The 22,617-nt window shown below is 63.0% G+C and carries 25 protein-coding genes and 1 pseudogene; 15 read left to right on the forward strand and 11 right to left on the reverse strand.

Features of this window, described 5'->3' with window-relative positions; genetic code table 11:
- The first annotated feature begins 17 nt into the window (after positions 1 to 17).
- The 8 genes from cysS to JXQ94_RS01560 all read left to right on the forward strand — a co-directional run bounded on the left by cysS (position 18) and on the right by JXQ94_RS01560 (position 7,227).
- Positions 18 to 1,403 carry a cysteine--tRNA ligase gene (cysS, locus tag JXQ94_RS01525; RefSeq protein ID WP_421922063.1) on the forward strand — a complete coding sequence of 462 codons (1,386 nt, stop codon included), beginning with the start codon at positions 18 to 20 and terminating at the stop codon, positions 1,401 to 1,403.
- A gap of 4 nt (positions 1,404 to 1,407) precedes the next feature.
- Entirely contained in the window at positions 1,408 to 1,680 is a 273-nt protein-coding gene (locus JXQ94_RS01530) for a hypothetical protein (protein ID WP_421922064.1), read from the forward strand.
- A gap of 71 nt (positions 1,681 to 1,751) precedes the next feature.
- On the forward strand, positions 1,752 to 2,015 hold the full coding sequence (locus tag JXQ94_RS01535) for a hypothetical protein (RefSeq protein WP_421922065.1): 264 nt from the start codon (positions 1,752 to 1,754) through the stop codon (positions 2,013 to 2,015).
- Positions 2,016 to 2,065: 50 nt separating this feature from the next.
- The gene (locus tag JXQ94_RS01540; RefSeq protein WP_421922066.1) at positions 2,066 to 2,530 is read left to right on the forward strand and encodes an iron-sulfur cluster assembly scaffold protein; all 465 of its coding nucleotides are present in this window, start codon (positions 2,066 to 2,068) and stop codon (positions 2,528 to 2,530) included.
- A gap of 149 nt (positions 2,531 to 2,679) precedes the next feature.
- On the forward strand, positions 2,680 to 3,045 hold the full coding sequence (gene yidD, locus JXQ94_RS01545; protein ID WP_421922067.1) for a membrane protein insertion efficiency factor YidD: 366 nt from the start codon (positions 2,680 to 2,682) through the stop codon (positions 3,043 to 3,045).
- A gap of 2 nt (positions 3,046 to 3,047) precedes the next feature.
- Positions 3,048 to 4,982 carry a threonine--tRNA ligase gene (gene thrS / locus JXQ94_RS01550; protein WP_421922068.1) on the forward strand — a complete coding sequence of 645 codons (1,935 nt, stop codon included), beginning with the start codon at positions 3,048 to 3,050 and terminating at the stop codon, positions 4,980 to 4,982.
- 17 nt (positions 4,983 to 4,999) lie between these two features.
- On the forward strand, positions 5,000 to 6,223 hold the full coding sequence (locus JXQ94_RS01555) for an O-antigen ligase family protein (RefSeq protein WP_421922069.1): 1,224 nt from the start codon (positions 5,000 to 5,002) through the stop codon (positions 6,221 to 6,223).
- Between the two features lie 11 nt (positions 6,224 to 6,234).
- Positions 6,235 to 7,227, forward strand: a complete 993-nt coding sequence (locus JXQ94_RS01560) for a glycosyltransferase family 2 protein (protein WP_421922070.1) — start codon at positions 6,235 to 6,237, stop codon at positions 7,225 to 7,227.
- Here the strand turns inward: JXQ94_RS01560 and JXQ94_RS01565 are convergent.
- Both JXQ94_RS01565 and JXQ94_RS01570 read right to left on the reverse strand, forming a co-directional pair.
- The gene (locus JXQ94_RS01565; protein ID WP_421922071.1) at positions 7,190 to 8,101 is read right to left on the reverse strand and encodes a hydroxymethylglutaryl-CoA lyase; all 912 of its coding nucleotides are present in this window, start codon (positions 8,099 to 8,101) and stop codon (positions 7,190 to 7,192) included. The genes JXQ94_RS01560 and JXQ94_RS01565 overlap by 38 nt on opposite strands.
- Positions 8,085 to 9,986 (reverse strand): ArnT family glycosyltransferase, encoded by a 1,902-nt coding sequence (locus JXQ94_RS01570; RefSeq protein ID WP_421922072.1) that lies wholly within the window; start codon positions 9,984 to 9,986, stop codon positions 8,085 to 8,087. The genes JXQ94_RS01565 and JXQ94_RS01570 overlap by 17 nt, the downstream gene beginning before the upstream one ends.
- 136 nt (positions 9,987 to 10,122) lie before the next feature.
- Here JXQ94_RS01570 and JXQ94_RS01575 point away from each other — a divergent pair, with 136 nt between their 5' ends.
- Positions 10,123 to 10,869, forward strand: a complete 747-nt coding sequence (locus JXQ94_RS01575) for a glycosyltransferase family 2 protein (protein WP_421922073.1) — start codon at positions 10,123 to 10,125, stop codon at positions 10,867 to 10,869.
- A 138-nt stretch (positions 10,870 to 11,007) separates the two neighbouring features.
- A complete protein-coding gene (locus tag JXQ94_RS01580; protein WP_295695551.1) occupies positions 11,008 to 11,403 on the forward strand; it encodes a hypothetical protein in 396 nt (131 codons plus the stop codon).
- 79 nt (positions 11,404 to 11,482) lie between these two features.
- On the opposite strand, the gene JXQ94_RS01585 is transcribed toward JXQ94_RS01580, so the two are convergent.
- Entirely contained in the window at positions 11,483 to 11,812 is a 330-nt protein-coding gene (locus tag JXQ94_RS01585; protein ID WP_295695549.1) for a hypothetical protein, read from the reverse strand.
- Between the two features lie 191 nt (positions 11,813 to 12,003).
- A complete protein-coding gene (phaR, locus tag JXQ94_RS01590) occupies positions 12,004 to 12,603 on the reverse strand; it encodes a polyhydroxyalkanoate synthesis repressor PhaR (RefSeq protein ID WP_421922074.1) in 600 nt (199 codons plus the stop codon).
- A gap of 168 nt (positions 12,604 to 12,771) precedes the next feature.
- Here phaR and phbB point away from each other — a divergent pair, with 168 nt between their 5' ends.
- Entirely contained in the window at positions 12,772 to 13,497 is a 726-nt protein-coding gene (phbB, locus tag JXQ94_RS01595; protein ID WP_421922075.1) for an acetoacetyl-CoA reductase, read from the forward strand.
- 117 nt (positions 13,498 to 13,614) lie between these two features.
- Positions 13,615 to 14,289, forward strand: coding sequence for a DUF4908 domain-containing protein (locus JXQ94_RS01600; protein WP_421922076.1), 675 nt, complete (start codon positions 13,615 to 13,617; stop codon positions 14,287 to 14,289).
- Here JXQ94_RS01600 and JXQ94_RS01605 read toward each other — a convergent pair whose 3' ends face one another.
- Complete coding sequence (locus tag JXQ94_RS01605) at positions 14,290 to 14,730, reverse strand: cupin domain-containing protein (protein WP_421922077.1); 441 nt, start codon at positions 14,728 to 14,730, stop codon at positions 14,290 to 14,292.
- Positions 14,727 to 15,497 carry a hydroxyacylglutathione hydrolase gene (gene gloB, locus JXQ94_RS01610; RefSeq protein WP_421922078.1) on the reverse strand — a complete coding sequence of 257 codons (771 nt, stop codon included), beginning with the start codon at positions 15,495 to 15,497 and terminating at the stop codon, positions 14,727 to 14,729. Before gloB ends, JXQ94_RS01605 begins: the two co-directional genes overlap by 4 nt.
- Positions 15,498 to 15,600: 103 nt before the next feature.
- Between gloB and JXQ94_RS01615 the strand changes: the two genes are divergently transcribed.
- On the forward strand, positions 15,601 to 16,359 hold the full coding sequence (locus JXQ94_RS01615) for a class I SAM-dependent methyltransferase (RefSeq protein WP_421922079.1): 759 nt from the start codon (positions 15,601 to 15,603) through the stop codon (positions 16,357 to 16,359).
- Between the two features lie 9 nt (positions 16,360 to 16,368).
- Positions 16,369 to 17,457 (forward strand): histidinol-phosphate transaminase, encoded by a 1,089-nt coding sequence (hisC, locus tag JXQ94_RS01620; protein WP_421922080.1) that lies wholly within the window; start codon positions 16,369 to 16,371, stop codon positions 17,455 to 17,457.
- Between the two features lie 7 nt (positions 17,458 to 17,464).
- Here the strand turns inward: hisC and JXQ94_RS01625 are convergent, their stop codons facing one another.
- The 5 genes and pseudogenes from JXQ94_RS01625 to ftsE form a co-directional block, all read right to left on the reverse strand.
- The gene (locus JXQ94_RS01625) at positions 17,465 to 18,475 is read right to left on the reverse strand and encodes a DUF2125 domain-containing protein (protein WP_421922081.1); all 1,011 of its coding nucleotides are present in this window, start codon (positions 18,473 to 18,475) and stop codon (positions 17,465 to 17,467) included.
- Positions 18,472 to 19,212 (reverse strand): lysophospholipid acyltransferase family protein, encoded by a 741-nt coding sequence (locus JXQ94_RS01630; RefSeq protein ID WP_421922082.1) that lies wholly within the window; start codon positions 19,210 to 19,212, stop codon positions 18,472 to 18,474. The genes JXQ94_RS01625 and JXQ94_RS01630 overlap by 4 nt, the downstream gene beginning before the upstream one ends.
- On the reverse strand, positions 19,212 to 19,799 hold the full coding sequence (locus JXQ94_RS01635; RefSeq protein ID WP_421922083.1) for a YdcF family protein: 588 nt from the start codon (positions 19,797 to 19,799) through the stop codon (positions 19,212 to 19,214). The genes JXQ94_RS01630 and JXQ94_RS01635 overlap by 1 nt, the downstream gene beginning before the upstream one ends.
- Positions 19,800 to 19,895: 96 nt before the next feature.
- On the reverse strand, positions 19,896 to 20,801 hold the full coding sequence (locus JXQ94_RS01640; RefSeq protein WP_421922084.1) for a cell division protein FtsX: 906 nt from the start codon (positions 20,799 to 20,801) through the stop codon (positions 19,896 to 19,898).
- Positions 20,802 to 21,000: 199 nt separating this feature from the next.
- Positions 21,001 to 21,702, reverse strand: a pseudogene (gene ftsE / locus JXQ94_RS01645) (cell division ATP-binding protein FtsE); the annotation flags it as partial.
- A 46-nt stretch (positions 21,703 to 21,748) separates the two neighbouring features.
- On the opposite strand from ftsE, the gene JXQ94_RS01650 reads away from it, so the two are divergent.
- Positions 21,749 to 22,588 carry an MJ0042-type zinc finger domain-containing protein gene (locus JXQ94_RS01650; RefSeq protein ID WP_421922085.1) on the forward strand — a complete coding sequence of 280 codons (840 nt, stop codon included), beginning with the start codon at positions 21,749 to 21,751 and terminating at the stop codon, positions 22,586 to 22,588.
- The last annotated feature ends 29 nt before the right edge of the window (positions 22,589 to 22,617 follow it).

Raw genomic sequence — 22,617 nt, forward strand, 5'->3', positions numbered from 1 at the left:
CGAAGACGGGCTTCCCAATGAATTCGCTCACCCTTTACGACACGATGGCACGCCGCAAGCGGGCTTTCGAACCGATCGATCCGGACCGGGTGACGATGTATGTCTGTGGCCCGACCGTCTATTCTTACGCTCATATCGGCAATGCCCGTCCGGCGGTTGTCTTCGATACGCTCTTTCGCGTCCTGCGCCGCCTCTATGGTGAGGAGCAGGTTATCTATGCCCGCAATATCACCGATGTGGACGACAAGATCATTGAAGCGGCGCGCGAGAGCGGCAAGCCGATCGACACGATCACCACGCATTATGCCGATATCTATCGTGCCGACATGGGTGCGCTGGGCGTCAACCTGCCGACGATCGAGCCCCACGCGACCGACCACATCCCCGAGATGATCGGCATGGTCCAGAACCTGATCTATGGCGGTCACGCCTATGAGGCGGACGGCCATGTCCTCTTCGATGTCAGCTCCTATGAGCAGTATGGCCGCCTGTCCAACCGCGATCTCGACGACATGGTCGCCGGCGCTCGGGTCGAGGTTGCAGACTACAAGCGCAATCCGGGCGACTTCGTGCTGTGGAAGCCGGCTGAGGATGGCGAGACGGGCTGGGACAGTCCCTGGGGCCGCGGGCGTCCGGGTTGGCATCTGGAATGCTCGGCCATGACCGAGAAGCATCTTGGCCAGACCATCGATATTCATGGCGGCGGCACGGACCTTGTCTTCCCGCACCATGAGAACGAGATCGCGCAATCGGTCTGTGCCCACAAGGGCGCGCCGATGGCCCAATACTGGCTGCACAATGGCTTTCTGACCATGGGCACGGACAAGATGTCCAAATCGCTCGGCAATGTTCAGCTGGTGCACGAGCTGATCAAGGACCATCCCGGCGAGGTGCTGCGCTACGCCCTGCTGACGGCGCATTACCGAGCGCCGCTGACCTGGACGGCGGACTTGCTGGCCAAGACGCGTCGTTCGCTCGATCGCGTCTACGGTGTGCTGCGCCGTCTCGGCGATATCGAGGCGGCATCGCAGGAAGTCCCGGCGGCCTTTATCGAGGCGCTGCATGATGACCTCAACACTCCCAAGGCGTTGTCCGAGCTCTTCCAGCTCGCGGGCAATGCCAACAAGGCGGTCAGCGATGACGACAAGGCCCGGGCCAAAGGCGAGCTTCTGGCCGCGGCCGGGCTGCTTGGACTTGGTCAGGCTGATCCGGATGCCTGGTTCGGCCTGACCGATCTCGATCCGGCGGAGCGGGCGAAGATTGATGATCTCATCCTGCGTCGCCAGACAGCACGCGCAGAGAAGGATTGGCCAACTGCCGATGCTGTTCGCGATGAGCTCAATGCGCTCAAGGTCCAGGTTGATGACGGGCCGGAAGGCTCGACCTGGCGCAAGCTGGATTAGATCGATGGCGCTCAAGGGTTTCAACGTGATGCTTCAGGCCGAGGACGCCGTGGGAGAGTGTTTTGTCTCCTATGGCGTCATCGCCGCCGATGCCGATGCCGCGGCACGCCTCGCCGAGGGTGCGGCCCAGTCCGAAGGGTTCTGGTCGCTGGCCCTGGAAGACGTCTGGGAGCCGGAGCCGGAAGAGGGCGACGACCCGCTTGGCGATATTCCCGAAGTGCTCGGCCGCACCGAGCCGACCTATCTCGACGAAGATGACTATGATGAGGGCGATTGAGGGGCCTCGCCATTCCTTAACCAGGGTCTGCTAATCTGCCGGTCATTGCCCCTCGATCGGGAGGTCGTGTCATGTCAGTCCGCCGCTTCAACGTCGCCCTCGACGGCGTCGACGCCACGGGTCGTTACCGGATCATCTACAAGGTTCTCGCTGCGGATCAGGATGAGGCGATCGTTCTCGCGCGCGCCTCGGCGGCCCTGCAGGATATCGCCATTACCGATGTCGGCGGTTTGGTTGATCTCGGCCCCAGCCCGTTCGAGAATACCGATGTCCGTCGTGTCGCCGGTCAGACCGCCAAGATGTACGGTGTCATCGACGCCGACCCGGCGAGCTGAGCGTTTGCCGACTGGCATCAGGCGCCGTTTCTTCCTAGATTGGTCATGCAATGAGCGATGATCTCTACTCCAATGCCGTCTTGCGACTGGCCGCGGACATTCCGCGCATCGGGCGTCTGGCCCGGCCGCACGCGTCTGCGCGCAAGGTCTCGCGCCTGTGCGGTTCCGAGATTGAGGTCGATATCGCCATGGCTGGCAATCGTGTTGGTGATCTTGCCCTGCGGGTGAAAGCCTGCGCGCTGGGGCAGGCCTCCGCCGCCATTCTTGGACGTCATGTGATTGGCGCGTCGCAGAAGGATCTCGTCATGGCGCGGGATCAGTTGAAGGCGATGCTGAAAGACGGCAAGCCGGCGCCACGCGGCCGCTTTGCCGAGCTGGCTTTGCTGGAGAGCGCCCGGGCTTACCCGGCGCGCCATCAATCGGTCATGCTGGCCTTCGAGGCGGTAGTCGATGCCGCCGCCACGGCCACGCGCGGCCGCGCGACGGCGCCACAGACCACACCCCTGACTGGCTAGGGCCGTCCGCCCCTGCCTCGCCGGCAGGAGGCGGTGGACGGTCCGCCAAATCCACAAACCTCATGCTCAAACTTTACTGCGGCCCGCGAAGCGCGCTTCATGTCCATGGTGGACAGCGCGCACCGCGGCGTTAAAAGGCTTTATTCCATATGCGTTCACGCGAACGGACACAGGGGCTGGCAAGCCCGGTCTCCGGCATCATGCTGATCCTGCTTCGTGCGTATCAGCTGAGCCTGTCGCCGGTCTTCTATGCGCTTGGCATCCGGTGTCGGCATGAACCAACCTGCTCGCACTATGCCATGGACGCGATCCGCGCCCAGGGGCCTTGGCGCGGCGGCTGGCTCACGCTCGGGCGTCTCGGTCGATGTCGACCGGGAGGCACATTCGGCGTCGATCCCGCGCCGCGCGAATGCAATCAAGCGCCCTGGTGGGCGGTCTGGCGTTTCAGATCAAAGCCAGGGCGTGCCATGGACAGAATTCCGCCGGCGGGCCGCGCCGACGACAAGGACATGTAACAATGATCAATGTGACGCTCCCCGACGGATCCGTACGCGAACTTCCCGATGGGGCCTCTCCGATGGACCTGGCCGCGGGAATCTCAAAATCTCTCGCAAAGGCAGCCATCATCGCCCAGGTCGATGGCCAGGACTGGGACCTCAAACGTCCGCTCGATGGTGACGCCCAGGTGGCGATCATAACGCGCAAGGATGACAAGGCTCTCGAGGTGATCCGTCACGACACGGCCCACATTCTCGCCCAGGCGGTGCAGGACATTTTCCCCGGCACGCAAGTCACGATCGGTCCGGCAATCGAAGACGGTTTCTATTACGATTTCGCGCGTGAGGAACCGTTCAGCCCGGAAGATTTCGAAGCGATCGAAAAGCGCATGGCCGAGATTGTCGATGCTGACCTGCCCTTCGAGCGCGAGGTCTGGGACCGCAATGATGCCATCGCCAAATTCGAGGAGATGGGCGAGTCCTACAAGGCCGAGCTGATCCGCGACCTGCCCGACGACGAGACGATCACGATCTATCGCCAGGGCGACTGGTTCGACCTGTGCCTTGGCCCGCACCTGCCCTCCACGGGCAAGATCGGCAAGGCCTTCAAGCTGATGAAGGTCGCCGGTGCCTATTGGCGTGGCGATCATCGCAACGCCATGTTGCAGCGGATCTATGGCACGGCCTGGGCGGATGAAAAGCAACTCAAGGCGCATCTTCACCGCCTCGAAGAAGCCGAGAAGCGCGATCACCGTCGTCTGGGCAAGCAGATGGAGCTTTTCCACTTCCAGGAAGAAGCCCAGGGACAGGTCTTCTGGCATCCCAATGGATGGCGTCTCTATCGCACGGTGACGAGCTATATGCGCCGCCGTCTGGAGACGGCCGGTTATGTCGAGATCAAGACGCCGCAATTGATGGACCGCAAGTTCTGGGAAGCCTCGGGGCACTGGGACAAATATCGCGAAAACATGTTCATTTCCTCGATCGACCAGGAAGAGAAAGTCCTGGCCGTGAAGCCGATGAATTGCCCGTGCCATGTCCAGGTCTTCAACCAGGGCCAGAAGTCCTACCGCGACCTGCCGCTGCGCATGGCTGAATTCGGTTCCTGCCACCGGTATGAGCCGTCCGGCTCGCTGCACGGTCTGATGCGGGTGCGCGGTTTCGTGCAGGACGATGCGCATATTTTCTGCACGGTCGAACAGATCACGCAGGAAGTCATCGATTTCTGTGAACTCCTGAAATCCGTTTATGCCGATTTCGGCTTTGAGGAGCCGCGCATCAAATTCTCCGACCGTCCGGAACAGCGAGTCGGGTCTGATGAGGTCTGGGACCGTGCGGAAGCCTCGCTCAAGGCGGCGGCCGAGGCCTCGGGCCTCGATTACGAATACAATCCCGGCGATGGTGCGTTTTATGGTCCCAAGCTGGACTTTGTCGTCAAGGACGCCATCGGCCGTGAATGGCAGACGGGCACGATCCAGTGCGACTTCAATCTGCCGGAGCGACTCGATGCCAGCTTCATCGGTGATGACAGCGAGAAGCACCGTCCGGTCATGCTGCACCGAGCCATTCTGGGCTCGCTGGAGCGCTTCCTCGGTGTTCTGATCGAGAGCTATGCCGGCAAATTGCCGTTCTGGCTGGCCCCGCGGCAGGTTGTGATCGCCACGATCACCTCTGATGCGGATGACTATGCCGAGACGGTCAAGGCGGCCATGCTCAAGGCGGGCCTCCATGCCGAGACCGACCTGCGCAATGAAAAGATCAATTACAAGGTCCGCGAACACTCGGTCGGCAAGGTGCCGGTGATTGCGGTTGTCGGTCGCAAGGAGGCCGAGGAGGGCACGCTGGCCCTGCGTTTCCTGGGCGAAGGCGGCAAGACGCAGGAAATCCTGCCGCTTGACGAGGCGATAGCCCGCTTGAGCAAGGACGCCAAGGCGCCCGACCTCAAGCGCGCCTGATCAGGGCGGGCATCACCATGCAGCGTGGCGATACTCGGGCGGGATGGGCAGGCCTCTTGGCCTTTGCCTTTGCCTGGCCGTTCGGCGGTGCCGGCGGCCTCTTGATCCCGCCGCTTGTCTCCCTGCTCGCGATCATCGCCTTCCCGATCCACCGGGACTTCTGGCAGGTCGCGCGCATACCCTGGGCCTTGCTGTTCGCCGGGGCTTTCCTCGTCTGGGCCATGATCAGCTTCACCTGGTCGCCGCATGATGATGCCCGCCAGCTCTGGAAGACCGGGCTGGGTATCCCGCTCTATATCCTGTTTGCAGTCCGGGTCGGGCAGCTCGATGGTGCCTGGCGCCGCCGGGTCGAAGCGACCTTGCTTTTCGCAGTATTGGGGCTTGGGCTTTTCCTGTTTTCGGAATCCTTGACGGATGGTGCGGCCACGCGCGGATTCAAGCTGGCGGAAGAGGGGCATTCAGATGCGGAAGGGGCTGGGTTTGAAATCTATCTTTATCGCAGTCTCGGTCATGCGGCGGTCCCGCTCATACTGCTCAGCGTCCCTGCCGCCCTGTTAAGCTTGAAGGCGGGTGGTCCCCTGGTCGGCGGGATTATCGTGGCCTTGGCAGGCGTGGCCGCGTTCAGTTTCGGGACTGAGGTTAATGCAGTTGCTTTCATTCTGGGGGCGATTGCGGCGGGCCTGGCAGCGGTCTGGCCACGGACGGCGCTGGCTTGCTTGTTCGGGCTTGTGGCGGGGGCGGTCATTGTTGTGCCGCTCGTCATGCCATCCCTGATCGATGGGCTTCCGGTCTGGTTTCGGGACGCCCTGCCGGCTTCGTTCGAATGGCGGCTGCAGATATGGAGCTATACGGGCGATCTGATCCGCGAACAGCCTTGGTTCGGATACGGCATGGAGGCGTCTCGCCCCCTAAATGGGCAGGCAGAAGTGTTCGCCCACGGGAGGTTTCACGATGTCGAGGCCTTGCCGATGCACCCGCATAATGCCACTTTACAGGTCTGGCTCGAGACCGGGGCGGTCGGAGCTGCACTTTTGGCGGGGGGACTTGTTGCACTTGGTGGACGGGTCGCCGCTGCGCCGCGACTTTCGCGGCTGCAAGCGATTGCTGCAGCTTGGATTACTGTAGTCTACGTGTCCTTGATCGTTTTCTCCTATGGGGTCTGGCAAGAATGGCACCAAGGGACATTGGCGTTGGCAGCAACGAGCGTGTTCTTTCTCGCAGCGAAAAAATCGCCGCGGTAGGAGCCTTGCGCTTGTCCGTTGTTACGGTCTCCTGGAACACGGGGCCGCACCTGATCGAGGCCGTCGCCTCCATTCTTGCCGCGCCCGGTGTTGATGAATTCGTGCTGGTCAATCACGGCAATCCGCCGGAGATGATCCAGTCGCTTCGCACGATGGCGGCGGATACTGACAATTTTGTCCTGATCGAAACCGGCAGCAATCTCGGCTTCGCGCGTGGCTGCAATATTGGCGCCGAACGCGCCAGCGGAGACGTCGTTCTCTTCCTCAATCCGGATGCTGTCCTGGCAAAGGGCGTTGCCAGTCGCCTGAAAGCATCGGCGAGGGAATTGGGCGAGGATATCTGGGTTGTGGGTGCGCGCATCGTCAACCCGGACGGAACCGAGCAGCGAGGCGGGCGCCGCGGTGAACTGACACCGCGCTCTGCGATGATCTCATTCCTCGGCCTGGATCGCTTCCTGCCCTTCATGAAGAGCCTGCATTTCGAGCGTGAAGCCCTGCCGGACTCCATTGTCACAGTCCCGGTGGTTTCGGGCGCTGCCATGCTGATGCCGCGGCGGGGCTTTCTACAGATGGGTGGGTTTGACGAGCGCTATTTCCTGCATGTCGAGGACATCGATATGTGCCGCAAGGTGCGCGAATGCGGTGGCGAGGTCTGGTTCGAGCCGCGCGCTTCGATCGTGCATTATGGTGGGACCAGCCAGTCCAGCCCGTTCTTCGTCGAGACTCACAAGGCGCTCGGCTTCATCAAGTATTTCTGGAAATATTATCCCGGCGCGCTCGAGCGGCTGACCACGATGGCCATGATTCTTCCCATTTTCGGGGCGATCTGGGGGCGCGTGACCCTGCTTCAGCTGCGCAACAAAATCCGGCTGGTCACGGCCCGTCGCAAGGCGTTTGCGCGACTGCGCCGCATGGAGGCGCGCCAGGTCGCCCGGGCGGCACAGGAGTGCGCGGTGGATACCGCAGCTAGCCAGCCGCCGGTTTCGGAAAGCCGCCCGCTCTAGACAGGGCGCTGTCGACCGGGTGTTTCAGACCCTCGGTTTCCAGCCATTTCGCGGTTTCGATCAGCTTGTCCAGGTCCAGCCCGGTCTCGAAGCCGCCGCGCTCGAGCATGTAAACCACATCTTCCGTAGCCACATTGCCTGTGGCCGCGGGCGCAAACGGGCAGCCACCAATCCCGCCGACCGAGGCGTCAACGACGTCAACGCCCGCCTCGACCGCGGCGTAGATATTCGCCATCGCGGTATTGCGCGTGTTGTGGAAATGCATGCGGATCCTCATGCCGCCGCTCTCAGCCCGGACCAGGCCGAGTGTCTTGCGGACCGACCAGGGGTCGGCGACCCCGATCGTGTCGCCCATGGCAAACTCCACTGCCCCGGCAGCGCGGGCGCGGGCTGCGAGACCGGCCACGACTTTCGGGTCGACTTCGCCATCAAACGGGTCACCAAAAGCCACCGAGACCGTCACCGAGACCGGCACACCTTCATCATGGGCGAGCACGGCGATGCGATCGAACAGGTCGGCTGTTTGCTCCGGCGTGGCGTTCTGGTTCTTCAGCCCGAAACCGGGCGAGGCGACCATGACGTAATTGACCTCGTCACAGCCATTTTCCAGCGCCCGCCGCATGCCGCGTTCATTGAGCGCCAGGCCGATATATTTGACACCGTCCTGACGCGGCACGCGCTGCATTACCGCATCACTGTCGGCCATCGCCGGCACCAGTTTGGGATGGACAAAGCTCGCCGCCTCCATGCGCCGGACCCCGGCTCCGATCAGCCGTTCAATGAACTCGATCTTGGTCTCCGTCGACATCATCGCCGGGTCATTCTGCAACCCGTCCCGCGGTCCGACTTCGACGATCTCAATCTTGCGGGTCATTGGGGGTGTCCTCCCGAGGCTCAAAAGTCGACCCGTCGCCATCCTGGATAACGGGTGCCGTGTAGACTGCGTCCCCCGGGGCGGCGCACCTGGTAAACAGGATTGCCAGGGTTGGCTCGGATCCACGGGCATAATTCACGCCTGCAGCGAGGGTTCGATGGCAGATATCGAGATTGCCGAAAACCCGGGAAAAGCGGGCCTCCGAGCGCACATTTTCCAGCAGATCGGTCAGCGCATTGGGTGTCGGGCGTTCGTCAAGGAACCACGCCCGCAAGTCCGCATCCCGCGACAGATCCAGCACCACCATGGTCGGCTCGTCCCGGCTCTCCGCAAAGGCCAGAACTTCCTCCGCCGTCCCGAGCACCGTATCCGTGCCCAGCGAGAAGGCGAGGCTGGGTTCGGTGAAGCTGGAGGCGGTGACAATCTCGTCCGGGGACAGGCCGGTAATCGTCTCCGAATAGGCCCGCGCCGCGCGCACCTGGTCGGCGAGGCGCACGGCATAGGCATTCGGCAGGACGAGACCGCGCCCGACGACTTGGGCGCTGAGCCCGGCGAGAACGGCAAAAGCGAGCGCAAGGGCGCCCGGACGGAGCCTGTCGCTGACCAGAGCCGCGCCCGTCAGGCCGGCCAGCACGACCGCGCTGACCATGACCGCCAGGCCGACAAGCGGATCCAAGCCCAGCTGGAACCCGCCCTCAAAGCCGCTGAGCGAGAGGCGGACCGAGTCCCAGCTGGCATTGTTGCCGTAGAAGAGAAAGAGCACCGGCAGGACGCTCGCGAGCAGCAGACCGATGACTCCGAACAGGCTCCAGCTGACCCAACGTTGCCAGGCTGCGGCGCGCGCCAGCTCGACGAAGCCCCAGCCCGCCATGAGCGCCAGGGCGGGATAGATCGGCAGCACATAGTGCGGCAGCTTGGTCGGCAGGATTTCAAACACCAGCCAGGTTGGTATGGCCCAGGCGGCCAGGAAGCGGGCGGCCGCGGCATGGCTTGCACCGTCACCGCGAATGGCACTGACGATGCGTCCAATGCCCGGCAGCAGGAAAAGCGTCGCGGGGAAGAAGATGAGCGGCAACATCAGCAGGTGATAGCCGGGCAGGCCGCCATGGCGTTCATGGCCGGATACCAGTTTCGGTACCAGATCATCACTCAGTGCCTGACGCAGGAAATTGCCCTCGGTAGCCAGCTGGATGGAGATCAGCCAGGGCAAGACCATGACGATCGTCAGCAAGGGGCCCCACCAGACCAGAACCGGGCGCAGCCAGTCGATCCGGCGTTCCCAGGCGACCAGGGCCAGCGCCGTGAGGCCTGCGACCATGGGCGTGATCGGCCCCTTGATCAAAATGCCGAGACCCATGGCGAACCAGAACAGGAGGCCGGTGCGCCAGCCTGGTGTCTGTCCGCCGCGAGCATTGGCGAGGGCTGCCATGGCGAGCGTGGTTGCGCCGGCCAGCATGGCATCGGTCTTGGCAATTCCGCCTTCGATGCCGAGGAGTGCGCAAGTCCCGAGCAAGGCCGCACCGGCAAAGGCCGCCTCGCGGCCGACCAGTCGCTGTCCACCCCAAAAACAGGCGAGTGCGGCAAGGATGACGCCGAGGAGGGAGGGCAGACGATAGGCCCATATCTGACGGTCTTCCGCGTCCGAAACGAGCGAGACGGCCGCGGCTTGCAGCCAGTGGATCCCGACCGGCTTTTTATTGCGCTCTTCGTCGAGATAATTGATCGCCACGAAATTGCCGGTCTCGAGCATCTGCGCCGTCGCCTGGGCGAAGCGGCTCTCATCGCGATCGATAGGGGGCATGGTGAAAAGGCCTGCCAGGGTCGACAAGGCAGCCAGAAGTCCGATGATCCAATAGGCGCGGAGGCCACGGGCGAGATCGGTCATTCCATCCTCTTTGCAGATCAGGGTCCTGAGGGCCGCCGATCATCCGCTTGTGGCGCGGTATGAGAAATACCTCGCGTCTTCAGTGAAACCCGGTATGTAACGGGCCTACGGTATTCGCAAGCTCAAGCAGACACCTATGAGCCAGTCTTCCCCCAAATCGCCCCATATCTCCGTTGTCGTTCCAGCCTATAACGAGGCAGGCAATGTCGTTCCGCTGGCGCGTGAAATCGCCGAAGCGCTGGAGGGGCGGTCGTTTGAGATCCTGTTTGTCGACGATTCATCCAGTGACGCGACCCGTCAGGAATTGATAGACGCCAAGGCCGACCTGCCCATGCTGCGTGTGATCGCCCACCGCACCAATTGCGGTCAGTCGCGCTCGGTTCGGACCGGTGTGATGCATGCGCGTGGTGTTATTGTCTGCACACTGGATGGCGATGGCCAGAACCCGCCGCAAGATCTGCCGTCAGTGATCGATGCGCTGACCCGTGATGATGCGCCTGCAAATCTTGCCCTTGTCGGCGGGGACCGCACCGCCAATCGTCAGGATTCGGCCTGGAAGAAATTTGCCTCGCGCGCAGGCAATGGCCTGCGCCAGGCGATGCTCAACGACAATTGCGCCGATACGGGCTGTGGCTTGAAGGCATTCAAGCGCTCTGCCTATCTCCAGCTTCCCTATTTCGATCACCAGCACCGATTCCTGCCGGCCCTGATGATCCGCGAGGGTTTTCAGTGCGAATTCCGCCCGGTCACGCACCGGCATCGCACCATCGGGACGTCGAAATACACGAATTTTGGCCGTCTTTTCGCCTCACTGACAGACATTATGGGTGTGATGTGGTTAAATTCGCGGGCCCGTAACCCACGGGGCAGTGACGAATTCTGATTGAAGCGAGTCGTCAGGCCGCTTCACAACCGGGGAGAGTGAAGTATGGCCGGAGGCGGGGACAACGGCGTATTGTTAGGTATGACGGCGGCTAATCAGGCCCAGAGATCGGGCGGCCGCGGTAATGGGGGAGGTTCCATGTTCAACGTATTTCCACTGCTGATCATTCCGGTGATCATCTATGCCATCGTCGCGTACACGACGGGCGCCGACATGAGCACACAGGTTTTCTCGGTCCCGATGGTGTCGGGCAGCTTGCCACTGTCGAAGGGTGATCTTCTGGTCATTCTCGGCATGATCATGCTCTTCATGGAGTTGATCAAAGCCGCCGGCTCCGGCACGGCCACGATCATCAATCACGGTCTGTCCATGATGATCTTCGTGATCGCAATGGCGCTTTTCCTGCTGGTCGGTCATTTTTCGACCTCGACCTTCTTCCTGATCATGCTGATGACGCTGATGGATACCGTTGCCGGTTTCGTCGTCACCATCGTCGCAGCCCGTCGCGACCTTGCGGTCGGCGGCGAAGGCTAGAGCAGAACGAAGAGAAGGCCCGCGCCCAGGCTCACATCGAGCCAGAACTCATAGCGCCGGGCCTTGGCAACAGCGATCATCATGCGCGCCGCTCCCACATCGGGGGCGGCGTCGTCATTTGTGCGGCCTGGGCATAGGTGCGGCGGAAGCGCTCGACTTCGCTTGCTTCGGCCTTGAGGCCGCGACGCGGCGCATCGCCGATGATCTGGACCATGACTTCCGCCGTGGCAGGGCGTGCCCGCACAAAGGAACGATCGCTGTCGCGCTCGTTCGATTGCGGGGTCGGGACGGTGACGAGGGCACGCTCCTGCCGCGGCGGACGATCCTGCGAGCCGCGCGCACGACTGGCCGGCTCAATGCGCCGGCTGGTCGGGGTCGGGACGGAATATGCGCTGCGGATCGTGGTCATGCCCTCTCCATCGCAAGCCGGATGCCAACTCTTAATGAGACGTTAACCACGATTCTGGCCGAAAATGCGGTGTTTGCAGGACATGACAAAGCAAAACCGGCCCGCGAGGCGGGCCGGTTGGCTCATTTCGGTACGATTTTGTTAACCCTGTGAGAGGCTTGTGCCAGTCATGAGCGATGGCTGCGGCCCGATCACTTTTTGTCGAGCAGCTGGTCCATCTTGGCGCGCAGGCCGTCGAGCTCCTCACGCAGGGCGGACAAGTCCTCCGGCTTGCTCTCCGCCGCAGGTTCGGCCTTGGTGCCCCCTTCCGGGGTCTCGCCAGCGCCTGCCGGGAACGGCGTGAACATGCGCATGGTCTGCCCGAACAGCTCCATGTTGCGGCGCGTTTGTTCCTCGATCATGGCCACTGTGGCCTGGGGTGAGCTCATCGCCTCGGTCATCTTGTCGCGGAATTCTTCCTGCTGCTGGGAGAAAGAGTTCATCGACATCTGAAGATAGCCGGGCACCACGCTCTGCAGGCTGTCGCCATAGAAGCCGATCAACTGACGCAGGAAATCGACGGGCAGAAGATTGGCTCCGCGAGATTCTTCCTCGAAAATGATCTGGGCCAGCACGCCGCGGGTCAGGTCATCGCCGCTCTTGGCATCAACCACCTGGAAGTCCGTACCCTTTTTTACAAGATCGCGGAGGTAGTCCAGCGTCACATACTGGCTGGTCGAGGTGTCATAGAGACGACGGTTCGCGTACTTCTTGATCACGATGCCGCCGGTCTTGCCGTTCGATTTGCTCACCACTTACTCCCCTGTTCGCGCCAAAAATGATGTCGAGATTGTTTTTCGCTCGACTTGGGCGCGTTGCAATTCCATGTAAGGGTTTACGCGCTGAAGGCGGTGTGCTGCAAGCGCGAACGCAATCGGCCATGAAGCCGGTGCGAAACAGACAGGTCCGGGGGGATGCTCATGACACGAACGGCATTGGTCACAGGCGGGACGCGCGGCATAGGCGCGGCGATCAGTCTGTCCCTCAAATCGGCTGGTCACACAGTCATCGCCAACTATGCCGGCAATGAGGAGAAGGCCCGCGCTTTCGCCGAGCAAACGGGCATCAAGGTGGTGAAGTTCGATGTCGGCGACTTCGACGATTGCCTGGCCGGGATTGCCGAAGCCGAGACCCTCGCGGGCTCGCCCATCGACATCCTGGTCAATAATGCCGGTATCACGCGCGACACCATGTTCCACAAGATGGACAAGGCGCAGTGGGACGACGTCATCAATGTCGACCTCAATTCCATGTTCAATGTGACCCGTCCGCTGATCGACGGTCTGCGCGAGCGCGGCTGGGGCCGGGTCATCAACATTTCCTCCATCAATGGCCAGAAGGGCCAGATGGGGCAGGTCAATTATTCTGCAGCCAAGGCCGGGGTCATCGGGTTCACCAAGGCGCTGGCGCAGGAAACCGCCCGCAAGGGCATCACCGTCAACTGCATTACGCCGGGCTATATCAATACCGAGATGGTGGCCGCCATTCCCGAAAAAGTTCTCGCGAGCATTATTGCCGGAATCCCGGTCGGGCGCCTCGGGGAGGCCGGTGAGATCGGCGCGCTCTGCGTCTATCTGGCGAGTGATGAAGCAGGTTTTGTGACCGGCTCCACACTGACCATCAATGGCGGTCAGTACCTCGCCTGACATGAAATCACAGTCTGCCCCAAATTCGCCGTGTTGGCGGTCATGATGCGTGTCGGGATGACGCGTTGGTTGATAGCCATACTGATCGCCGCACTCGCTGCAGGCGCTGCAACAGGGATGCAAAACCCCCTGCGGGACCGCTTGTTGCGCAATGAACGCGTGCAGCAAGTGTCCGGCTGGTTCCAGCGGGCCGACACCGGCGAATTCTTCATTTTCGACCGCTCCGGCGATGCGGCCCTGCTGCGTGAGCGCGATGCGCCGGACAGTGAAGTGCTCGTTCTTTACCCGGACCGGGCACCCGGCGGCGGTACCGCCTTCATCACAGATACCGGCCGTGAAGTCATTCGCCTGACCGGTCTGGGTGGCGCGACCTATTTCCCGCGCTCGGCGCCGGACGGCGTCATTGCCGACTTTGCCAGCCCCGCTGGCGCTCTGGCGCCGCCTCCCCGTTCGCCGGCTGAAGTGCGCAACCGGGCTGAGGAACTCGCCGCGGAAATGGCAGCTGCGCTGGATCGCTCCATCTCGGTACAGTATGCCCCGGCGCCGCGTGCCGGCCTCGGCGTGCAGCACGATACCCTCCAGATGATTGCGTTTGCATTTGATGCGGTCCGCGCGGAGCGCCGCCGTCTGCGCGGTGTCGAACACGTCCGCATCGAGCTGGGTGAGGCCCCCGCGGCCTATCGGCAGGACTCAGCCCTGGTCGTCGTGATTGCACCTGAGCTCGGCTATGCCGGACGCCCATCATCGGCCTTTATCGGGCAGGCCCTGCTCAGCGATCCCAACGCCAGCTGATCAGGCGGGAGCGCCCGGTGCCCAATCGGGCGCTGCGAGCTCAAACCCGTCAAAGCGAAAGCCGGGTGCCACGGTGCAGCCGACCAGCGTCCAGGACCCCAGTGACCGGGCCGATTGCCAAACGCCTTCCGGCACAACGCCCTGGGGACGTTCTCCGCCCGTAATGTCGGGGCCGAGCTGAAGGGTTTCGACCGCTTCGCCATCCTCACTCAGCGATAATTCCAGCGTGGCGCCGGCATGCCAGTGCCAGACCTCGACCGCATCAACCCGATGCCAGTGCGAGCGTTCGTCCGCGCCCAGCAGGTAGAAAATCGCGGTCGAGCGGTCGCGGCCGCCGCGCGGGTCCGGGTCGCGCAGGGTTTCGGCATACCAGCCGCCCTCCGGATGCGGCTTCAGGCCGAGCGTTTCGACTATGCGGCGGGCATCGGCAGGGAGGATCAAAACTGGTCCTTGCGGCGACGGATTTCGGCAAAGACGTCCTCGGTCGCGGCGGCCGCCATATCGAGACGGGCGCGAATGGCGGGATCGTCTGGCCGCAGGAAGGGATTGGCTGACTTCTCTGCCCCGATCGAGGTCGGCACCGTGGCCTCACCTCGAGCCCGCTCGGCATCGACCATGGTCGCATAGGCCTGCAGCTCGGTATTGTCAGGGTCGACGCTCAGGGCGAAGCGGGCATTGGCAGCCGTGTATTCGTGGGCGCAATAGATGCGGGTTTCGTCCGGCATCTCCGCAAGCCGCGACAGGGAATGCCACATCTGCGTCGGCGTGCCCTCGAACAGGCGGCCGCAACCAAGCGCGAACAATGTGTCGCCGACAAAGGCCAGCTTTTCGGTGGCGAAGTGATAGCAGACATGCCCCAGTGTGTGCCCGGGCGTGTAAAGGACATCGGCCTTGTGGGTACCCAGTGTGACGACGTCGCCATCCTCGACCGGGTCAGTGATCGACGGAATGCGATGTGTGTCATAGCGCGGCCCGACGATCCGGGCGCCGGTCGCAGCCTGGATCGCGTCATTGCCACCGGCATGGTCATAATGGTGGTGCGTGTTCCATATCTGGGTGATGCGCCAGCCTGCGGCCTCGGCCTCGGCCAGGATCACGGCCGCGTCGGGCGTATCGATGGTGGCGGTTTCGCCGCTGTCCGGATCGTGGACCAGGAAGCCGTAATTGTCGGAGAGGCAAGGAAACTGCCGGATAAGGAGTTCGCTCATTGTCCAAAAATCCGCTTGCGTTAGGCTGTGAGAGGAGGGTTCGTCCCGAAGTCCGGGCCCGGATTTCGGGCCCGAGCTTAGGCATCGAGCAGGAGTGTGGCCAGTGCGCCGTGACGTTCTTGAACTGGATCGCTTCTATCGCACCCGCCAGGGCCGCGCCGCGCAGCGCATGATTGCCCGCCGCCTCGGGCCGATCTGGCCGGAGGTGCGTGGCATGGACGTGTTGGGGATCGGGTTTGCCAATCCCTATCTGGAGGGTTGGCAGGCCACCGCCCGCCGCTGTGTGTCACTCATGCCGGCGGCTCAAGGCGCGATTGTCCCCGGGCCGGATGGCGTGCCCACCGCGCTGGGCGACGAAATGCATCTGCCCTTCCAGGAGGCGCTCTTCGATCGGGTCTTGCTGGTTCATGCGCTCGAGGAGACCGAATCCCTGCCAGCCTTGCTGCGTGAGGTCTGGCGGGTCATGGCTCCGGAGGGACGGCTCATGATCGTCTCGCCTTCGCGGGCCGGTATCTGGGCCTGGCTTGATTCGACGCCATTCGGGCATGGGCGCCCATTCTCGCGCGGTCAGCTCTCCCGGCTGCTGGACGATGCCCTGCTCACGCCGACGGCGTGGTCCCGCGCGCTCTACGCCCCGCCCTGGGGCTGGAGCACGCACCGGCGCATCTCCAACCTCTGGGAAGAGGTGGGCGAATACGCCTGGCCGGGCCTGGGTGGGCTGATCATGGTCGAGGCCGTCAAGCATACAGCGGGGGTCATGCCCGGGCTGCGGACTGCGCGCGCCAGCACGCGGGCACTTGAAGGCCGACGCCAGCCCGCGCTATCTCCCCGACGAGTGTCCAGCCGGACACCCCGGAACTGAGGAGTTTCCATGTCTATCGAACCACGCGCCGGTATTCTCGACATCCGCCCCTACAAGCCGGGCTCTTCGGAAGCGCCGGGCATTGCCGAGCCGATCAAGCTGTCCTCGAACGAGAACGCGCTGGGGTGTTCGGACAAGGCGGCTGACGCGATGAAGGCGACGGCGTCGAGACTTCACCTCTATCCTGATGGCGGTGCGACCAAGCTGCGCGAAGCGATTGCGAAAGCTGAGGGCCTCGAAGCCGAGAATATTGTCTGCGGGACGGGGTCGGACGAGCTGCTCCAGCTCCTCGGTCGGGCCTATCTCGAACCGGGCGACAAGGTCGTCCAGTCGCAATACGGCTTTCTGGTCTATCGCCTCGTTGCCATGCAGTGCGGCGCCGAATTCGTATCCGCGCCCGAACGTGATTATCGCAGCGATGTTGATGCCATTCTCGACGCTGCCGGCGATGATACCAAGATTGTCTTCCTCGCCAATCCGAACAATCCGACCGGCACCTATATCCCGGCCGACGAGGTTCGGCGTCTGCGTGATGGTCTGCCGACCTCGACGCTTCTCGTGCTGGACGCGGCCTATGCCGAATTCGTCCACAATCCGGATTATGAAGCCGGTATCGAACTGGCGCGCGAGCGTGATGATGTCGTTGTGACCCGCACCTTCTCGAAGATCCATGGACTTGCAGCCTTGCGACTTGGTTGGGCCTACGCCCAGAAGCCGATCATCGACGTGCTGCACCGTGTGCGTGGGCCCTTCAACGTCAATATGGCGGCGATCGAGGCCGGCACGGCAGCGATCCAGGATCGTGATTTCATGCAGCGTTCCGTCGCGCACAATGATGAATGGGTCGCTTATCTGCGCCAACAGATCGGCGGGCTCGGCCTGGAGGTGACGCCCAGCGTCTGCAATTTCGTGCTGATTCACTTCCCGGAAACGCCGGGCAAGACGGCGGCTGACGCGGATGCTTATCTGACCTCCAAGGGTCTGATCATCCGCGGCGTCGAGCCCTATGGTCTGCCCAATGCCTTGCGGGCAACAGTCGGGACGGAGAGCCAGAACCGGCAGCTGGTTGAGGCCCTCACCGATTTCATGAAGGCCTGACCCGGCCCTAGTCCGGGACACCGCCAAGACGCGCCGGTCCCAGATAGACGCCACCATCACGGATCCGGAAGGGCAGAGAAACGCCCTCCGGTCCGCGCGGTGCCATCATCGCGGCGACACGCAGGGCCTCGCGATTCTGCTCCGGTATGAGGCCGGCGTCGACCAGCGCTTCCGACAAGGTATCGGGATCGGTGACGCGCAGCGACAGGCGTCCATCCGGGCGGGCATAGTCATCGACCGTGAACTCGCCGACAGCTGTCAGGTCAGCCGGCCCCCATTGCAGGCCGGCATCGGTGATGTCGAGTCGACCGTCGGCCTGGCTCCAGGACAGGGCGTCAGCATTGCGCGCCAGGGAGGCCCATTGGGTAACGGAAAATTCCATGCGGACCATGTCGAGCGTATCACCGAAGGCGCGCTGTATGTCGGCGCTCAGAACGCCTGGCGCGGCCACGATGGATTCAGCCATCACACGGACATGGAGCGTGTTGTCGGCCTCGACAATGCCATTGAGATAAAGCGCTCCGACGGACTGGATGTCCGGCGCGTCGCCGGCGCGGGTCAGAACCGTGAAATCGATCAGCTCGGCTCCGACGCGTTCGGTCTCGCCCGCTTCGTTGTAAACAAGGCTGACCCGGGCATCGCTGGCCCCCAGTTCGAGCTGGCTGCCGGGCCCGTTGAGATCGTCGACGAAGGCCGGGCCGCCGAACCGGACAATCCAGTGTGACAGATCATACGGCACGGCGTGGGCTTGCAGACTGGCAAGCTCGGCATGCCAGCCACCATCGCTCTGCGGGGCCGTGATGTGTGGCTCACGAAAAGTGATCTGGAAACGGTAGGGATAGCCGGAAACGGTCAGTGCCTCGCGTTCGATCACATAGCCGGCGGCTTCCTGGTCAGAGACCCAGTCTTCGACGGCGGCGCGGATCTGCGTGCTGGCGAAGAACCAGTAGATTGAATAGAGCGCGAAAACGAGGAGAATCCCGCCAATGGGCAGGATGAAACGAAGGCGGTCTGTCATGCCCGCTCCTCAAGGTCTGGGGTGATGCCATCAGCCGCCAACAGCGCGTCTGTTGCCTGATTGATGCGCGCATGCAGTTCGCGCATGAAGCTCGCCTTGTCGAGTCCGGGGGCGATGGGCTCGAGAAACTCGACAACGATCCGTCCCGGCCTGCGCAGGCCGCAATAGGTCTGAAGGTGGACGCCGGAATTGAGTGCGACCGGGATGCAGGGCTTGTTCATCGACTTGTAGAGGCCGGCAATGCCCGGCTTGAACTCCGGGCGCTCACCCGGCTCGACCCGGGTCCCTTCCGGGAAGATCAGGACCTGACGATTTTCTGATCCGCGTTGTGCAGCATCGCGCAACATGCCCTTGAGCGCCTTGCCGCCACCCTTCCGGTCGATCGAGATATTGCCCAGCCTGACCGCAAACCAGCCGAAGAAGGGCATGTAGATCAGCGATCGTTTCAGGATGATGGCGGGGTCCGGCAGGATTTCCCAGAAGGCCAGCGTTTCCCACATGCTCATGTGCTTGGAGGCGACCAGCGCGCCGCCCGTGCTCAGATGCTCGCGGCCTCGCACCTCGAAGGTCACGCCCATGATCCAGCGCATGCCAAACCAGACGACCTTGAGATAGATGCGCAGGAATTTGCGTGCCCAGGACCGCGGACCCAGCAGGAGGGGGGTGCCAACGAGGCCGAAGATTACCATCAGCCCATACATCCAGATGTAGAAAGTCAGGGATCGCAACTGTCGCATCAGGCTTCTTCCGGGCGCGGTGCCAGTGCGTCACGCAGCTGGACCGTTGTGTATTTCGCATATTCCTGGAGCCAGAGACGCAAGGCGCGGATATCTTGCCACGGCGCGGACGTGCGCACCGGATAGGGTATGATGTCGACGCCGGGCATTCTGCTGCGGAACTCCAGAAGACTCCGCGGCAGATGATAGTCTGAGGTCACGATGATCAAGCGCTCATATCCGTTGGCTTGCACATAGGCGACCGCCTCACGGGCATTGCCGACGGTGTCGGTGGCCTCGCGGCCCAGAGTGACGCAGCAGTCGAAGTCCGGCTCTGCGAGCCCGGTATGGCGCCGGATGTCAGCTGTTGTGGCGGACGGGTGGACCCCGGAAATCATCAATTGGCCAGCGCGACCATCCTCCAGCAATTGGCCGCCCGCGGCCAGTCGTCCGGCGTCCCCGGTGAGGACAATGATGGCGTCGACCGCAATGTCGTCTGCGGGCGCGTCATAGCCCGCGACCTTGCCGGCATAGGCGGCAAAGCCGATCGCACTCGTCAGGACAATCACGAAGCACAGGCCTCGCAACCAGGACACGCTCTGCTTCATGGCGCTCTCCGGCATGGGCGGCCTGTCGGCCGACCGTGAATCAGGTCCCTCACAGGCATGAAGCCTCGCGTGTGAAACAGGCGGATTTATGGTCGCTCACCAGCGCCCCCGCAAATCGGATGCGACCGCCATCCGGGCTGAAACCGCAGCGGTCAGGCCGGCCAGGATCGGCGCCATTGCCAGCAGGACAAACTCGAAGGGATCCGCCGCCCATTGGGGCAGGAAAAAAGCCATGTCGGCAGGCGCATCACCGAGGCTGACCAGGATGGAGACCAGACCGGCAAAAACGGCTCCGGCAATTCCGGATTTCAGGCCCAGCATGAAAAAACGTCGCTGGAAAAGTCCGGCGATAAAACGGTCCTCCGCGCCGCAAAGATGAAGCGCGTCAATGACGTCCAGACGCGCGGCCAGGCTGGCCCGGGCGGCGAAGGCGATCACCGCCGCAGCCGCGCCGGCGAGCAGGGCCAGCAGTCCCAGCCCAAGTCCCTGTGCGGTACCGGCCGCACGCCGGACGGCCTGGGCCCATCTACCATGATCATCAATCCGCGCCGTCATGCCTTCCGCATCCAGCCGGGCCTGAAGCGCCTCGGTATCGATCAGCGCGCCGGGGCGGGTGCGAACATCGACCAGAAGTGGCAGCGGCAGGTCATCGGGTAGATTGCCTTCGCCCAGCCAGGGCGTGAGCAAGGCGAGCGCGTGATCGCGCCCGCGCGAAGTGGCGTGTTCGATGCCGTCAAATCCGGCCGTGATTTCGGCAGCGAGGGCGGCGTCGACCTCGGCGTCGCGGCCCTCGGTCGGGCGGACCTGGATGGTCAGCGAGGTCTCCAGATCGGTGGTCCAGCGCTGGGCCTGAAGCCAGGCCCCCCGGGCGCCAAGGGCGGCGATACAGGCCAGGAATACGAGAATGGCGGCGACCACGAAGAGGGGGCGATCGCGACCGGCATCGGGCGGCAATAAGCGGCCATTGCCGCCGCTGGGTGGTTTGGGAAGGCCGTCAGTCATCGACTTTGCCAGCTTGGTCCGGCGTATGGTTCGTATCGGCGGCACGCGGCGCGTCCAGATCGGGTTGACGCGGTGCCGCAGCGGCTGGCGCTGCGGCGATCCGCTCAGCCTCAGCCTCGGCCTCGGCTTCTGCTTCTGCTTCCGCCTCAGCGGCTTCCGCCGCTTCCTTCATGCGACGGCGTTCACTGCGTGGCGGACGGATGTGCAGATGTCCGTTCGAGAGCGTCATCACCGGCGCGTCGAGCATGCGCACGAGCTGCAAATCATGGGTGGCAATGATGATCGTCGTCCCGAGCTTGTTGAGTTCGGCAAACAGGCGCAGCAGGCGCATGCCCATTTCCGGGTCCACATTGCCGGTCGGCTCGTCGGCGATCAGGACTTCCGGCTGGCCGACCACGGCCCGGGCGATGGCGACACGCTGCTGCTCACCACCGGACAGGGTAGCCGGCAGTGCATTCATCTTCTCGCCCAGTCCGACCCAGGCGAGCAGTTCGGCGACATCCTCCGCATAGTCCTGACGCTTGCGGCCGGCGACGCGCAGCGGAAGGGCGACATTGTCAAACACATTCATGTGGCCGAGCAGGCGAAACTCCTGGAAAACCACCCCGACCCGGCGCCGCAGATCGGGCAATTCATCGCGCGGCAGCGTGGCGGCATCACGCCCGAAATAGCTGATCAGTCCGCGCGACGGTTTGGCGGCGAGATAAATCAGCCGCAATAGCGAAGTTTTGCCGGCTCCGGACGGGCCGGTGAGGAATTGGAAAGAACCGCGTGGTAAATCAAAAGACAAATCGCGCAGGATCTCCGGTCCCCGGCCATACCGCATACCGACATTGTCGAAGCGGATAACCGGCTCCGGATCCAGATGCGGTGACTGGGAAGAACGCGGACTGATGGAAATCCTCCATGGGTTCGGGTGAGCCGAAGAAGATGTGTAGACGACTCATATGAGCATAGTACTCAGCTGTCCGTCATGTACCACGCGTTACCGTGCCAATCCCAATGCGATTGGCACGAACGGCCGTCGTGTGCGCTGCGCTTCGTGCGGCCATGTCTGGACAGCCGAGGTCGAGGATCCCAGCGATCTGCCCAGCCTGCAACCCGCGCCGCCGGTCCTGCCGGATGCGCCTGTTGAAGAGGCCGAGGGCGAGAAGAAAGTTCACACGGCCTTCCGCGAGCGTCAGGAAAAGAAGCGCCGGACGCTGTCTGCCGCTGCCGCCGGGGGTGCCTGGGGAGGTCTTGTCGCGGCCTGTGCCGTCCTGTTCGTGTGCGTCTGGATATTCCGGGTCGATGTCGTGACGATGTGGCCGCGCGCCTCCTCGGCCTATGCCGCAGTCGGCGCCAAGGTGAATCCCTGGGGCTATGATGTCGGGGAACTCCATGTATCCCGCGAGATCGACCATGGCGTTCCGCTTCTGGTCGTCGAAGGGGATGTCCACAATTTCGACCGTCGTTCCCGCGCCATACCAGGCTTGCGGGCCATTTTGCGTGACCAGAACGGCGAGGCCGTTCTGGAATGGACGGTTTCAATGCCGGCCGGCAATCTCGGCGCAGGCGATCGTCAGGAATTCCGGACAGTCGTGTCCGATCCGCCGCCGGAAGCGGTCGAGGTTGAAGTGGTCCTGATGGACACGCCAGCCCATGGCAATGCGTCGGAAAGCGATCATCCCGCCGGACAAGAGGCCGATGCCGGTCCTGCCGATGAAGACCCGGCCGCTGCCGTCGCCGATCACGCGTCGCCGGATCAGCATGCGGCCGCTGACCCGGTCGAAGCCGGGCATCACTGACCCCTTTTTGAGACTGATTGAAACGAGGA

It is taken from the genome of Maricaulis maris, from assembly GCF_049116555.1.
GTDB lineage: Bacteria > Pseudomonadota > Alphaproteobacteria > Caulobacterales > Maricaulaceae > Maricaulis > Maricaulis maris_C.